General features: G+C 69.3%; 10 protein-coding genes and 1 pseudogene. 4 read left to right on the forward strand and 7 right to left on the reverse strand.

Annotation, left to right across the window (positions count from 1 at the left end):
- Positions 1-221: 221 nt before the first annotated feature.
- The 3 genes and pseudogenes from U1T56_RS13925 to U1T56_RS13935 all read right to left on the reverse strand — a co-directional run.
- A complete protein-coding gene (locus U1T56_RS13925) occupies positions 222-1889 on the reverse strand; it encodes an acyl-CoA dehydrogenase family protein (protein WP_418160091.1) in 1668 nt (555 codons plus the stop codon).
- A gap of 175 nt (positions 1890-2064) precedes the next feature.
- A complete protein-coding gene (gene ccrA / locus U1T56_RS13930; RefSeq protein ID WP_418160168.1) occupies positions 2065-3363 on the reverse strand; it encodes a crotonyl-CoA carboxylase/reductase in 1299 nt (432 codons plus the stop codon).
- 180 nt (positions 3364-3543) lie between these two features.
- Positions 3544-3708 (reverse strand): annotated as a pseudogene (locus U1T56_RS13935) (Cro/CI family transcriptional regulator); the annotation flags it as partial.
- 227 nt (positions 3709-3935) lie between these two features.
- Here U1T56_RS13935 and U1T56_RS13940 point away from each other — a divergent pair.
- Complete coding sequence (locus U1T56_RS13940) at positions 3936-5933, forward strand: methylmalonyl-CoA mutase family protein (RefSeq protein WP_418160092.1); 1998 nt, start codon at positions 3936-3938, stop codon at positions 5931-5933.
- 35 nt (positions 5934-5968) lie between these two features.
- On the opposite strand, the gene U1T56_RS13945 is transcribed toward U1T56_RS13940, so the two are convergent.
- A complete protein-coding gene (locus U1T56_RS13945) occupies positions 5969-6109 on the reverse strand; it encodes a hypothetical protein (RefSeq protein WP_418160093.1) in 141 nt (46 codons plus the stop codon).
- A 358-nt stretch (positions 6110-6467) separates the two neighbouring features.
- On the opposite strand from U1T56_RS13945, the gene U1T56_RS13950 reads away from it, so the two are divergent.
- A complete protein-coding gene (locus tag U1T56_RS13950; protein ID WP_418160094.1) occupies positions 6468-7892 on the forward strand; it encodes a mechanosensitive ion channel family protein in 1425 nt (474 codons plus the stop codon).
- Between the two features lie 473 nt (positions 7893-8365).
- A complete protein-coding gene (locus tag U1T56_RS13955; RefSeq protein WP_418160095.1) occupies positions 8366-9361 on the forward strand; it encodes an endonuclease/exonuclease/phosphatase family protein in 996 nt (331 codons plus the stop codon).
- Positions 9362-9368: 7 nt separating this feature from the next.
- On the opposite strand, the gene U1T56_RS13960 is transcribed toward U1T56_RS13955, so the two are convergent.
- The 3 genes from U1T56_RS13960 to U1T56_RS13970 all read right to left on the reverse strand — a co-directional run bounded on the left by U1T56_RS13960 (position 9369) and on the right by U1T56_RS13970 (position 11496).
- Complete coding sequence (locus tag U1T56_RS13960; RefSeq protein ID WP_418160096.1) at positions 9369-9698, reverse strand: protealysin inhibitor emfourin; 330 nt, start codon at positions 9696-9698, stop codon at positions 9369-9371.
- A 14-nt stretch (positions 9699-9712) separates the two neighbouring features.
- A complete protein-coding gene (locus tag U1T56_RS13965) occupies positions 9713-10789 on the reverse strand; it encodes a M4 family metallopeptidase (RefSeq protein ID WP_418160097.1) in 1077 nt (358 codons plus the stop codon).
- 146 nt (positions 10790-10935) lie between these two features.
- On the reverse strand, positions 10936-11496 hold the full coding sequence (locus U1T56_RS13970) for a hypothetical protein (RefSeq protein WP_418160098.1): 561 nt from the start codon (positions 11494-11496) through the stop codon (positions 10936-10938).
- A 211-nt stretch (positions 11497-11707) separates the two neighbouring features.
- Between U1T56_RS13970 and U1T56_RS13975 the strand changes: the two genes are divergently transcribed.
- Positions 11708-13657: an SGNH/GDSL hydrolase family protein gene (locus U1T56_RS13975; RefSeq protein WP_418160099.1), complete on the forward strand. Its 1950-nt coding sequence runs from the start codon at positions 11708-11710 to the stop codon at positions 13655-13657.
- Positions 13658-13687: the final 30 nt, after the last annotated feature.

Consider the following 13687-nt stretch of genomic DNA (forward strand, 5'->3'; position numbering starts at 1 on the left):
AAGACGAACCTCGGCCAGGAATGCAGGCACATTGGGCTTATTGGCAATCCGAAGTCGAAGCCGTCGCCGGCGGATGTCGCGGAAGGCCGGAAGCCTCGCGACGACCGGACCATCGTCACGGGCAGCTTCCCTTCGACGGCCTCCCCGACATGCTCAGGGCCGCATCCTTCCGGATGCGGCCCCGGCCTCCCCCCAATCTACTCGACCGTCGAAGCCGCCCGCTAGCCTTCCAGCAGCCGGCGCGCGATCACCTGTGCCTGGATTTCCGCTGCACCCTCGAAGATGTTCAGAATGCGTGCGTCACACAGTACACGGCTGATCGGATATTCCATGGCATACCCGTTTCCGCCATGAATCTGCAAGGCATTATCGGCGGCCGCCCATGCCACCGCAGCGCCGAGCAGCTTGGCGAGCCCCGCCTCGAGGTCGCAGCGCCGGTCGGCGTCCTTCTCGCGTGCCGCGAAGAGGGTGAGCTGACGCGCCACCATGATCTCGACCGCCATGAGTGCCAGCTTGCCGGCGACGCGCGGGAACGCGAAGAGCGGCTTGCCGAACTGGCTGCGCTCCTTGGCATACTGCAGGCCGAGCTCGAGCGCGTTCACGGCGACACCGATTGCCCGTGCCGCGGTCTGGATGCGGGCGCTCTCGAAGGTTGCCATGAGCTGCTTGAAGCCTTGGCCCTGGACACCACCCAGGAGGTTCTTCTCGGGCACCTTGAAGCCGTCGAAGGAGAGCGTGTACTCCTTCATGCCCCGGTAACCGAGCACGCGGATCTCGCCGCCGGTGAGGCCCTCGACCGGGAAGGGATTCTCGTCCGTGCCGCGCGGCTTCTCGCCGAGCAGCATGGAAAGGCCCTTGTAGCCCTTCTCGTTCGGGTCGGTGCGGACCAGCATGGTCATGAGATCGGCGCGCGCCGCGTGGGTGATCCAGGTCTTGGCTCCCGTGACTTCCCAATAGCCGTCCTTGAGCACGGCGCGCGTCGTGAGCGAGGCGAGATCCGAGCCGGTGTTGGGCTCGGTGAACACGGCCGTGGGCAGCACCTCGCCCGAGGCGAGCTTCGGCAGCCAGTAGGCCTTCTGCCCGTCGGTGCCGCCGAGCCGGATCAGTTCGCCCGCGATCTCGGTGCGCGTGCCCAGGGAGCCGATGCCGATATAGCCGCGGCTCAGCTCCTCGGTGACCACGCACATGGCCTCCTTGGAGAGCCCGAGGCCGCCATACGCCTCCGGGATGGTGAGCCCGAACACGCCGAGCCCGGCCAAGTGCTCGATGACTTCCATCGGGATCAGCTCGTCGCGTTCGTGCCAGCCGTGCGCGAACGGGCGGACCTCCTCTTCCGCGAACTTCCGGAACTGCTCGCGGATCATGTCGAGGCTGTCGTCGGAGAGCCCGAGATCGCCGAACTCGCCGTCGTGGATCAGCTCGGCGAGCCGGGCGCGCCGTTCGGGCGTGCCGCCCGCGATCAGCCGGCGCACGGGCTCGGTCAGGAACGCGCGGACCGCCTGCTCGTCGAGGCCGAGATCGTGCGGGCGCACGTACTCGAGCTGGTTCATCGGGATGCCGCCCGCGATCCGGGCGAGGTACTCGGCGAAGGCGAGCTGCAGGATCAGCCGCTCGCGCTCGCCGAACCGGCCGTGTCCCGCGAGCCGCTCCGCCCAGCCCTGCATGGCGCGGAGAGCTTCGACATAGACCTTGAGCCAGGCGAGGCCGTGTGCGGCCGTCTGCTCCCGCTCGAGCAAGGTGCCGTCGACCTTGCCGCCGCAGCCGACACGGGCGAGCACCGCCTCGCGCGCTGCGGCCATCAAGCCGAGGGCGGCAGCGCAGGCCGCCCGTGTGTCCTCGAAGAGATCCGGCTCGGCGTCGGCCCGGATGTCGGCCAGCTTCGTCGCCATCGATCGTCCCTGTTCGCCTGACAAGCCCGAGATGGAAGGAAGAGCGCCGCGCTCGGCCGGAGCGCGGCGAGCGTTCATGGTACCCGGTGCCATGAACCGATCCCGAGCACGCTCGCGGCCCGCCCGAGGCGGCCTCCGGAAGGGAAGGGGCGCCCTTGGCCGGCGCCCCTTCGCCTCAATCCTCCATCGCCTCCTCGATCGTGCGCAGGCCGGGGCGCTTGGCCTGGACCAGCACCGCCATGTTCCCGGGCTTGTGCTGGTTCTTCCACATCTTCATGTGCGCGCGCGGGATGTCGGCCCAGGCGAACACCTCGCTCATGCAGGGATCGACCTGCCGGTTGATCACGAACCGGTTCGCGGCCGAGGCCTGCTTCAGGTTGGCGAAGTGGCTGCCCTGGAGCCGCTTCTGCCGCATCCACAGATAGCGCGCGTCCACCGTGAGCTTGTAGCCCGTGGTGCCGGCGCAGATCACCACCATGCCGCCGCGCTTGCAGACCAGCGCCGAGACCGGAAAGGTCGCGGCACCGGGGTGCTCGAACACGATGTCGACGTCGTTGCCCTTGCCGGTGATGTCCCAGATCGCCTTGCCGAACTTGCGCGCCTCGCCGAGCCACTTCTGGTAGTTCGCGGTGTCCATGGGGTCGGGCATCTCGCCCCAGCAGTTGAACTGCTTGCGGTTGATCGCCCCCTTCGCACCCAGGGACAGCACGAAGTCGCGCTTGTCCTCCTCGGAGATCACGGCGATCGCATTTCCGCCCGAGGCGGCGATGAGCTGGATCGCCATCGAGCCGAGGCCGCCGGCACCGCCCCAGACCAGCACGTTGTCGCCGGGCTTCAGCGCGTGTGGCGGGTGGCCGAACAGCATCCGATAGGCGGTGGCGAGCGTCAGCGTGTAGCAGCCCGCCTCCTCCCAGGTCAGGTGCTTGGGCCGCGGCAGGAGCTGGCGCGACTGCACCTTGCAGAACTGGGCGAACGAGCCGTCGCTGGTCTCGTAGCCCCAGATCCGCTGCGAGGGTGAGTTCATCGGATCGCCGCCGTTGCACTCCTCGTCGTCGCCGTCGTCCTGGTTGCAGTGGATCACGACCTCGTCGCCGACTTTCCACCGCTTCACCTTCGAGCCCACCGCCCAGACGATGCCCGACGCGTCCGAGCCCGCGATGTGGTAGGGCTGCTTGTGGACGTCGAGCGGCGAGATCGGGATGCCCAAGGCCGCCCACACGCCGTTGTAGTTGACGCCGCCCGCCATCACCATGACGAGGACCTCGTCGTCGCCGATCTGCGCGGTGGGCACGATCTCCTGCTGCATGGCGGTGATCGGCTCGCCGTGGCGTTCCTTCCGGATCACCCAGGCGTACATGTTGGCCGGGACGTGGCCGAGCGGCGGGATCTCGCCGATCTCGTAGAGGTCCTTCGTGGCGATCCGGTTCACGTTCGGCTTCTTGAGCTCGATGACTTCGGCGGTCGTGGCGGTCATGGCGCTGCGCGATCCTTGCTCGCTGACGGGACGGGTCTCGGGGAAGGGACGGGATTCCTGGCTCTGGCCCACGGCGACGGCGAGGGCCTGCTGCGCCCCTCGTACGCCGGCACCTTGCGCTCCCTCGGCCGCCTGCTCCTCCTCGGCCATGCCGAAGAAGTCGGCCGGGGTCAGGTCGATGCCCTCGCGCCGGGCGAGCGCCAGGAGCTCCTCCTGCCGCTTGGCAGGGATGGCGCCCCGACGGACCCACCCGCTGACGGCGGTCTGCCAGATGCCCAGAAGCTCGGCCAGGCGCTGCTGCGAGCCGAACTTGCGGATGATGTGCTCGACGTTGTTCCTGCTCATCGGGGATGGGTGTCCTCGCTGACGGCGGCCCAACACCTGACACGTTCGGTGTTAGTCGTCAACACAAAAAGAGCTTTGACGCGCATGCAGCAAAAGTGTTAGCGTTCGTGCGGCATAGACCGGGATGCCGTTCCGTTCAGGAAATGTGCAGTTTCCGGTGTTGGGAACGAGCGCTGGCGTCAGGTGTTGGCGTCAAGTGTTGGTGCAGCGCAAGAGAGGTGTTGGCGATGTCGGCGAGCCCCGCTACCACGAAGCGTGACCAGCCCTGGCTGTTCCGCACCTATGCCGGTCACAGCTCGGCCAGGGCCTCCAACGAGCTCTTCCGCACCAATCTCGCCCGCGGCCAGACCGGGCTCTCGGTCGCCTTCGACCTGCCCACCCAGACCGGCTACGACAGCGACCACCCGCTGGCCGCGGGCGAGGTCGGCAAGGTCGGCGTGCCGATCACCTCGATCCGGGACATGGAGATTCTGTTCGACGGCATCCCGCTCGAGCAGATGAACACCTCCATGACCATCAACGCCACGGCGGCCTGGCTGCTCTCGCTCTACATCGCCGTGGCGCAGCAGCAGGGTGCGGACGTCAAGAAGCTGCAGGGCACGGTCCAGAACGACATCATCAAGGAATACCTTTCCCGCGGTACCTACATCTACCCGCCCAAGCCCTCGATGCGGCTGACCACCGACGTGATCGCCTACACCTACCGCGAGCTGCCGAAGTGGAACCCCACCAACGTCTGCAGCTACCACCTGCAGGAGGCAGGGGCGACGCCGGTGCAGGAGCTGGCCTATGCGCTCGCGACCGCGATCGCCGTGCTCGATGCGATCCGTGAGAGCGGCCAGGTGCCGGAGGCCGACTTCCCGAAGGCCGTGGGCCGGATCAGCTTCTTCGTCAACGCCGGCATCCGCTTCGTCACCGAGCTCTGCAAGATGCGCGCCTTCGTCGAGCTCTGGGACGAGATCTGCCGCGAGCGCTACGGCATTGCCGACGAGAAGGCGCGGCTCTTCCGCTACGGCGTGCAGGTGAACAGCCTGGGCCTCACCGAGCAGCAGCCCGAGAACAACGTCTACCGCATCCTGCTCGAGATGCTGGCCGTCACGCTCTCGAAGAAGGCGCGGGCCCGCGCCGTCCAGCTTCCGGCCTGGAACGAGGCCCTGGGCCTGCCGCGCCCCTGGGACCAGCAATGGTCGCTGCGGATGCAGCAGATCCTGGCCTACGAGACCGACCTTCTCGAATATCCCGACCTGTTCGACGGCTCGAGGGCGGTCGCGGCCAAGGTCGAGGAGCTCAAGGCCGAGGCGCGCGAGGAACTCGCCCGGATCGACGCCATGGGCGGTGCCTTGGTCGCCGTCGAGACCGGCTACATGAAGAGCCGCCTCGTCGAGAGCAGCGCCGTCCGCGTGGCCGCGATCGCGACCGGTGCCCAGAAGGTCGTAGGCGTCAACTGCTACACCGAGACCGCCCCCTCGCCGCTCACCACGGGCGAGGACGGCGGCTTCCTCGCCGTCGATCCGAAGGCCGAGCAGGAACAGATCGAGCGCCTCGCCGCCCATCGCGCCGCACGCGATGCGAAGGCCGTCGCTGCAGCGCTCGCGGGCTTGCGCGCCGCTGCCCAGGAAGGCCGCAACATCATGCCAGCCTCGATCGCCTGCGCCCATGCCGGGGTCACCACCGGCGAATGGGCGCAGGCCTTGCGCGAAGTGTTCGGCGAGTACCGTGCGCCGACCGGTGTTTCCAGCGCCGCCGCCGTGGTGCCCGAGGACGTGTTCGCCCCTGTGCGCGCCAAGGTCGAGGCCGCGAGTGCCATGCTCGGCCGCCGCCTCAAGATGCTGGTCGGCAAGCCCGGCCTCGACGGCCACAGCAACGGTGCGGAGCAGATCGCCATCGCCGCCCGCGATTCCGGCATCGAGGTGGTCTACGAGGGCATCCGCCTGACGCCGGCCCGCATCGCCAACGCGGCGCTGGAAGAGGGTGTGCACATCGTCGGCCTCTCCATCCTCTCGGGCTCGCACATGCCGCTCGTGAAGGAGGTGCTGAAGCGGATGCGCGATCTCGGCATCGGCGACGTGCCGGTGGTCGTGGGCGGCATCATCCCGCCCGAGGACGCGAAGGAGCTCCTCGCCGCCGGGGTGGCGCGCGTCTACACGCCCAAGGACTTCGAGATCCAGGACATCATGGCCGATCTCGTCGACATCGCCGCCGGCACCGTGCAGCGCGCGGCCTGAGGATCGTTCCCGCCGCCGGGTGGCTTGCCCGGCGGCTAGACGATCCCGAAATCGGCCGCGGTCACCCCGAACAGCACCACGACCTCCTGGCCGGCGCCGCCGAGCCCCGCGACCCGGTCGTCGCCGGCGGTGCCGATGATCGGCTCGCCGGCATCCGTCCCGTACCTGACCGCCATGATCCGCCCCTTCCAGGCCGCCTCGTCGTGCCGCCCGATGGCACGGGCGGTGCCGGCCGCGCTCGATGCAGGTCGAGGCGGCGGCAGCGGCGCAGTCTGGAAGACGCCCGGAGTGCGCGCTCCTGCTCCCCGGTCGTGTGGGGTCCGGCCGTTCTTGTTGTATCCTGGCTAATATAGCGCCGGCATGTCCCTATCGAGGGCATGTCGGTGCACGGGATACCGGGCGTGGCGGCGATGCCCCTTCCATAGCTCGATCCAGCCGGCCAGTGTGCCGCGGGAACCGACCCGGGCATTCCGTTCCGGAACGGGCCCGCGGGGCGGATCGCCGGCGTGCCGGGTGCGAAGGGAGGAGGCGAGCATGTTGGCAGCGATGGCCCGACGGCTGGCGCGGCCCTTGGGCCTGCTTCTGGTCCTTCTGGTCGCGCGGACGGCACTGCCGGGATTTTCCTCGGGCCTGGACCGTACCCTGGGCGAGGGTGCCGCCGCCCTCCTCGATCGCACTCTCTGGGCGGCCACCTGGCTCGCCACCGCCTTCCTCCTCGTCCGCGCCCTCGACGTCTGCGTCTGGCAGCGTCGCACGCCGCACCTGCCGCGCCTGCTGACCGACCTCGTCGCGGCGCTCGTCTGGATCGCGGCCGGCCTCGTCGTCGTCGGCCGCCTCACCGAGATGCCGCTCGCCGGCATCCTCACCACCTCGGGTGTCGCGGTCGCCGTGCTCGGCTTCGCGCTCCGCGACATGCTGGCGAGCCTGTTCGCCGGCTTGGCGCTCAACCTCGAGCGTCCCTACCGCATCGGCGACTGGCTCGAGATCACCCCCGGCACGGTCGGACAGGTGGTCGAGGTCGGCTGGCTCACCACCCGCCTTCTGACCCAGGACGGGGTCGGCCTCGTCGTGCCCAACGCCCAGCTCGCGACACGCGGCTTCAGCAACTTCGACCACGAAGGCGGCGTCTGGCGCGACCAGGTGACCGTGACCCTGGCCTACGACGTCTCGCCCGCGCGCGCCGAGCGCATTCTGCTCGCGGCCGCCGCCACGGTGCCCGCCGCCCATCGTACGGGCAGGCAGCCCGACGCCAGGATCGTGGCCCTCGGTGAGAGCGGCGTCACCTGGACGCTGCGCTACTGGCTCCAGAGCTATGCCGAGCGCACCGAGGCGAGGCACGAGGTGCAGGCCGCCATCCTGCGCCACCTCTACCGCGCCGGGCTCGAGCCGGCGCACCGCCGGCTCGACCTCTTCCACACGCGCCTGCGCCCGCCCGCCTTCGAGCATCGCGGCCGGCTCGACGTCCTGCTCGCGCGCAGCGACCTGTTCGGTCTCCTGGACGAGACGGATCTCCGCCTGCTGGCCGCCGCCGCCCGCCGCCGCCATGTCCCGGCCGGTGAGGCCGTGGTGCGGCAGGGCGAGCCCGGCAGCTCGCTGTTCGTCGTGGTCGAGGGCGTGCTGGATGTGACGATCGACCGGGGGCAGGGACCGTCCCGCTGGGTTCGTCTGCTCGCCGCGGGCGACATGTTCGGCGAGTACTCGCTGCTCACGGGCGAGCCGCGTAGTGCCACCGTCTGCGCGCGGACGGAGAGCCTGCTGTTCGAGATCACCAAGGCCGACCTCCTGCCGGTCCTCGAGCGCTCGCCCGAGCTCGCGCGCGCCATGAGCCGGATCCTGACCGCCCGCCAGGCCGACCGCTCGTCCGAGGTCCCGAGCACGCCGCCGCCGTCGCCTGGCGGCGAGCACGGTCTCCTCCAACGCATCCGCGCCTTCTTCGGCCTGCCGGGAGAGCGGGCGTAGCTGGTTCCAGGGGACCGGCCATGGCCGCCACGAGGGGAAGCAGAGACAGGCCTCGACCGGCTCGGCGCTCGGCCTGCAAGGGCGTGGCTGCCTCGAGGGAGCGATGCCCGTTGCTGCGGCTCGTCGGATGCCCGTCGTTCCCCCCCTCTGCCGGCCATTCCGAGCATCCGGGTCAGAACAGCCCGAGCAGCAGTGCACCCCGAGATGCATCTCCGAAGCTGATCCTTGAGCGCTGGAGTGTTCTAAGATACTATTCCTGATCGGCCGAGCGGGACCGCCAGGTGGGGAATCGGTGGTGCGAAAATGAAAATTGCACGAACGAATTCCAGAAACTTAGCTGATGCAATCACTGAGCCAAAAAGTGTTGAGCTGCCTCGTCACAACGGGTGCTACGGTTGTCGACCGGCCGGTTGCCTTCCGGCTCCACCTGCGCTTGCCTGAGGCTGCCGGCCGGTCCGCCACGGGAGGCTCTCTTGCGCCTGCGCCTCGCCACCTTCAACCTCGAGAACCTGGACGATGCCCCGGATCTCGATCCGCCGCTGGAGGCGAGGATCGCCGTGCTGCGGCCCCAGCTCCTGCGCCTGGATGCCGACGTGCTCTGCCTGCAGGAGATCCACGGCCAGCGCGGCCCGGACAAGGGCCCGCGCCGCCTCCTCGCCCTCGACCGCCTGCTCGAGGGCACGGCCTATGCCGGCTATCATCGCGTCAGCACCACGAGCACGGGCGACCATGGTGACGAGCCCTGGGTCGCCGACCTGCACAACCTGGTCGTGCTGAGCCGCTTTCCGGTGGCCGAGAGCCACGAGGTCAAGGCCGAGCTCGTGGCGGTCCCGACCTACCGCCTGACCACGGCCGAGCCGCCGGCCGCGGAGGCCGAGGCCTGCGCCTGGGACCGGCCGCTCCTCCACGTCACTCTGACCCTCCCGAACGGGCACCCGCTCCACGTCATCAACCTGCACCTGCGCGCCCCCACCGCCGCCCACGTGCCCGGCCAGAAAGCCGGCGCCTTCGCCTGGCGCAGCACCGCCGCCTGGGCCGAGGGCTATTTCCTCGCCGGCATCAAGCGCACGGCGCAGGCGCTGGAGGCGAGACTCCTGGTGGATCGCCTGCTCGACGCCGAGCCCGAGGCGCTGATCGCGGTCATGGGGGACTGCAACGCCGAAGAGCGCGAGACGCCCTTGCGCATCCTGATGTGCGAGACCGCCGATACCGGCAACGGGGCGCTCGCCGCCCGCTCGCTGGTCCCGCTCGAGCGCTCGCTGCCGCGCGACCGCCGCTTCAGCGTGATCCACAAGGGCCGGCCGGTGATGCTCGACCACATCCTGGTCTCGCGCCAGCTCCTGGGCCATTTCCGCCGGTTCGAGATCCACAACGAGACGCTGAGCGACGAGACCGATCCTGCGACGCACGTGGAGTACGCGACCGAGAGCTACCACGCGCCGCTCGTGGCCGAGTTCGCGCTGCCGTGAGCCGGGCTCACGTGTGACGCCGCAGGCTCCGGGCGATGGCCTCGAGCAGGCGGACGAGCCGTAGGAGATCGGGATCGACGATGGGCTCGGCCACGTGCAGCGTGCGGCAGCGCCCGTCCTCCTCGACGGTGACGGCATACTGCCGGCAGTCGGCGGCACCTCGGGCCGCCGCTGCCGGGGCCCGCTCCGGACGCTCGAAGAAGCGGGTCGCCGCGATCAGCTCGCAGAGTTCGCTCGCTTGGTCCGGCGGGAGGCGGTCCGCCTCGATCACCACCGGCCGCGCCAGCCCCGGAAAGAAGCCGATGCCCGTGGCCGGCATCTCGAACACGATGCGCATCGCCCCGGTCCGCTCTAGCTGACGGCCACCACCCCCACTTGCGCCCAGGCGTCGCCCACCGCCTGCTGCTCGGCGCTCCCGGCCCCGTAGAGGCGGCCGGCCACGTCGGTCGTCAGGCGGGCGAAGTCCGCGAACTTGGGCTCGGTGGTGAGCCGGCTGTCGCGCAGGGTCTCGTACCAGATCCGCCCGGCCTTCTCCCAGGCATGGCCGCCGATCGCGGTCGCGGCGAGATAGAAGGCGCGGTTCGGGATGCCGGAGTTGATGTGCACCCCGCCATTGTCCTGCCAGGTGTCGACGAAGCCGCTCATGTCCGCGGGCTGCGGGTCCTTGCCCAGCACCGGGTCGTCATAGGCCGTGCCCGGCGCTTTCATCGAGCGCAGGGCCACGCCCTGCACCTTGGATGACAGGAGGCCGGCGCCGATCAGCCAGTCGGCCGCGGCGGCGGTCTGGCCGAGCACGCGCTGCCGGACCAGGGAGCCGAACACGTCGGACAGGTGCTCGTTGAGCGCGCCCGGCTGGAACATGTAGACGAGCTGCGCCTCGTCCTCGGTCACACCGTGGGCGAGCTCGTGGCCGATCACGTCGAGCGCTATCGTGAAGCGGTTGAACAGCTCGCCGTCGCCGTCGCCGAACACCATCTGCCGGCCGTTCCAGAACGCATTGTCGTAGTTCTGGCCGTAATGGACCGTGGCATTCAGCGGCATGCCTTCGTCGTCGATCGAGTTGCGACCGAAGACTTCCTGGTAGAAGTCCCAGGTATGGCCGAGCCCGTCATAGGCCTCGTCGGTCGCGGGGTCGCCCGTGGCAGGAGCGCCCTCGGCGCGCACGACGGTACCGGGCAGGATCTCCTGATGGTCGGCCGTGTAGACGGTCCGCTGCTTCACCGGTGCGAGGCCCAGCGCACGCCGGCGGCGCTGTGCCGGCGGCATCTGCGTGGCCAGGGTCGCGCGCAGCTGGCGGAAGGTGGCATCGGAAGCGAGCGTCATGCTGGCGGCGGCGCGCTGTGTCGGCGAGCCGTTCTGCACGATCGCGCGCAAGAGATAGGGCGGCAGGATGCAGAAGAGGGTGTGGCGGTGGCGGGCCGTGCACATGGCGCTTTCTCCCTGCTGCCCGCACCCCGGCCGTTCCGGCCGGGCGGGCGGCTTTCGGCGACGAGAGCGCCACTCTAGCAAAGGACCGTGCCGCGGCCGCGCATTTTTCTGCGGGGAAAGCGCCCGAGGAACGATGCCGCCCGGAATCAGGGCTCGACCACGGGGATCTCGTGGATGTGGATGTCGTGCGCCGAGTGCTTGGTCAGCACGTCGATCGCCTTGCGCTCGTCCTCGGCCGTGGGCGTGCTCACCCAGAGCAGGATGCCGCCACGGTCGAGCTGCTCCTGCAGCCACTCGGCGTGGCGCCGGTCCATCCAGTGGGCGAAGATGGTGCCGATCAGGGCCCCGCCCACGGCCGTGCCGACGATGGCGGCGGCGACGGCACCCGCGGATGCCACCACCGTGCCGGCGGCGATCAGGGTCGGAAGATAGGTGAGCGAGCCTAAAACCCAGCTCTCGCGCTCGCCCAGGTTCTTCTCCGAGACGAACGCCGTGCGCGGCGCTCTCGGGTCGTCCTCGAGCTCCTCGACCCGCGTGTACATGCGGCCGAGCTTCTTCTCGACCGCATCGTGCCCGGCGAGCAGGCTGATGGCGTCCTCGGCGAAGCCGGCGGCGCGCAGCTCGTCCACGGCAGCCTCGAGCGACGAGACGTCCTCGAACACCGCCACCGCCTCCCGCACGACCTTTCTGCTGTTTTGGGCCATCATGTGGAAAGCGTCCTCCGGCACCCCGAGCGGGTCACGATTTCCCTGCTGCATCGCAGCCTTGCCGGCGGAGATCAAGCCCCTTGCCGGCCGGCGGGCCGGCCGCCACGACCCGCTGCGGGGTATGCAGGGTTGAACGGACCACATGGACGCTACCGAAAAGTTAATTATAACAGTGTCTAACGACTAAGCCACGTTTCAGGAAACGCCTCCCGTGAGCACGCATCCCCCCCGACCGCACCGTCACGTCCTACTGGCATCCACGGCGCTGATCCTGCTCGCCATGACCGATGTGGCGCACGCGGCTGCCGACGGCGTGCTCCCGCCGGCTCTGGCCGGAACGGCGGCCCTGCCGGACGAGGCCGCCGGCCTCAGGGTCAACGCGACCGGAGGGGCTGCGGGCGGGACGGCGACGCCCGTGCCGGTCTCCCCCACCTACGGCCTTGCCGTCGATCCCAAGCTTTCGATCCCGCGCATCACGAGCTTCGGCGACAGCTACTCCAAGCTGCGCCGCTACGTTCAGGACCCGGCCACCGGCAAATGGGTGCTCGTCCGCAACTTCCTCGACCAGTCCCTGGACGAGGGCAAGGCGGGCGCTCTCGCCGGCTACGCCGTGAGCGGGGCCACCGCCGCCAACGTCGCCGTCAACGGCAAGAAGAACAGCTTCGCGCAGCAGGTCGACCGCTGGATCGCGGCCGGCGGGACCTTGGGTAGCAAGGAGGCCACGACGGTCTTCTTCGGCTACAACGATATCGACAAGTTCAGCGATCTCACCCGCTCGCAGACCGATTACGTGAACGGGGTCAAGAGGCTGATCGGGCGCGGCGCCAATACCGGCGACCGCAAGCTCTTCCTGTTTCTGGTCCACGACTGGGGCAAGAATCCGGCGCAGAAGGGCGATCCCGACGGGGTCTACCGGGCGCGCACCCGGGCCTGGAACAGCGCGGTCGCGGCTTTCGCCAGCAACTGGAAGCGCAAGAACGTGGTCGCGGTGGACCTGTTCACCACGTTCGAGAACGTGTTCGCGTCGCCCTCAACCTACGGCCTCGCCAACGTCACCACGGTCGATCTCGCCAACTCCAAGACCACGGCGCTCTACGCCGATCCCGACCATTTCGGCGAGAAGGGCCAGGACATCATCCAGCAGGTGTTCCTGAGCTACGCCTCGCGCGCCTGGGGCTACGACGCCGTGGCCACGACGGGCAGCCAGACCACGACGCAGCTCGGACAGGACATCGACCAGGGGCTCGCCCTCGGCATCGACGCCTTGCCCGAGGCGCAGCGGCTCGGCTTCAACGCCTTCACCGTCGGCGAGCTCGGGAGCGACGATGCCGGGAACGGCGCCGTCGCCGATCGCGACCCGAGCCGTGCCGGCTTCGCCGAAGCCTTCTTCCCCGACCAGCAGCCGGACGGCGGTCTCGGCGTCAACTACGCCTTCTCGCCCGATACGTCCTTGGGCGTGGTGATCGGCCGCTACGGCGAGCGGACCAGCGCCGACCTCGAGCGGGCCTCCGTGGCGGCTTCGGTCGTGTCGGACTCGGTGTCGATGTATCTCGACCACAAGACGCACGGCTTCAGCCTGCGCACCCGGCTCACGGTCAGCGACGACCATCACGTCAAGAGCGAGCACGACGATCTCACCGATACCACGAGCCAGGCGCGCTTCAGCGGCCGCACGACCGAGGTGGCGCAGCGCGCCGGCTACACGCTGTCGTTCGGCGGCGTCACCTGGACCCCGTGGATGGAGCTGAGCCGCCGCGTGCAGGCGCTGGACTCGTTCACGATCGACAACCCCTACATCTCCGACGTGACCTACTCCGCCACCGAGGCCGGCGAGACTCTCGCCCGGATCGGTCTCGACGCCGTCTCGGATGCGCTGAGCTTCGGCGACGGCGCCAGCCTCAAGCTGTTCGGCGGCATCGCCTACACCCAGAGCCTGTCCCGCGACGACTACCGGGTGACCATCAGCGAGGCCGCGGGCCTCGTCCCCGACAGCGAGGAGAGGATCGAGCGCGGACAGCTCCGCCAGATCGGCTTCAACCTGGGCGGTCAGGTAGCGCTCGGCGAGCGGCTGTCGCTCGGCGCCGGCCTCGGCCTCGGCCACGATCTCGACCAGGGCAGCGAGCAGGAGCTCATGTTCCGGCTCAACTACCGTTTCTTCTAGACGATATCGTCTGCTGGAGGACGGCAACCT

Source organism: Benzoatithermus flavus, assembly GCF_037908215.1.
Taxonomy (GTDB): Bacteria; Pseudomonadota; Alphaproteobacteria; order Geminicoccales; family Geminicoccaceae; genus Benzoatithermus; species Benzoatithermus flavus.

Excerpts from the sequence above, each read along its gene's own strand:
- U1T56_RS13925 (WP_418160091.1), bottom strand. The coding sequence starts at position 1,889 with ATGGCGACGAAGCTGGCCGACATCCGGGCCGACGCCGAGCCGGATCTC.
- ccrA (WP_418160168.1), bottom strand. The coding sequence starts at position 3,363 with ATGACCGCCACGACCGCCGAAGTCATCGAGCTCAAGAAGCCGAACGTG.
- U1T56_RS13940 (WP_418160092.1), top strand. The coding sequence starts at position 3,936 with ATGTCGGCGAGCCCCGCTACCACGAAGCGTGACCAGCCCTGGCTGTTC.
- U1T56_RS13945 (WP_418160093.1), bottom strand. The coding sequence starts at position 6,109 with ATGGCGGTCAGGTACGGGACGGATGCCGGCGAGCCGATCATCGGCACC.
- U1T56_RS13950 (WP_418160094.1), top strand. The coding sequence starts at position 6,468 with ATGTTGGCAGCGATGGCCCGACGGCTGGCGCGGCCCTTGGGCCTGCTT.
- U1T56_RS13960 (WP_418160096.1), bottom strand. The coding sequence starts at position 9,698 with ATGCGCATCGTGTTCGAGATGCCGGCCACGGGCATCGGCTTCTTTCCG.
- U1T56_RS13965 (WP_418160097.1), bottom strand. The coding sequence starts at position 10,789 with ATGTGCACGGCCCGCCACCGCCACACCCTCTTCTGCATCCTGCCGCCC.
- U1T56_RS13970 (WP_418160098.1), bottom strand. The coding sequence starts at position 11,496 with ATGATGGCCCAAAACAGCAGAAAGGTCGTGCGGGAGGCGGTGGCGGTG.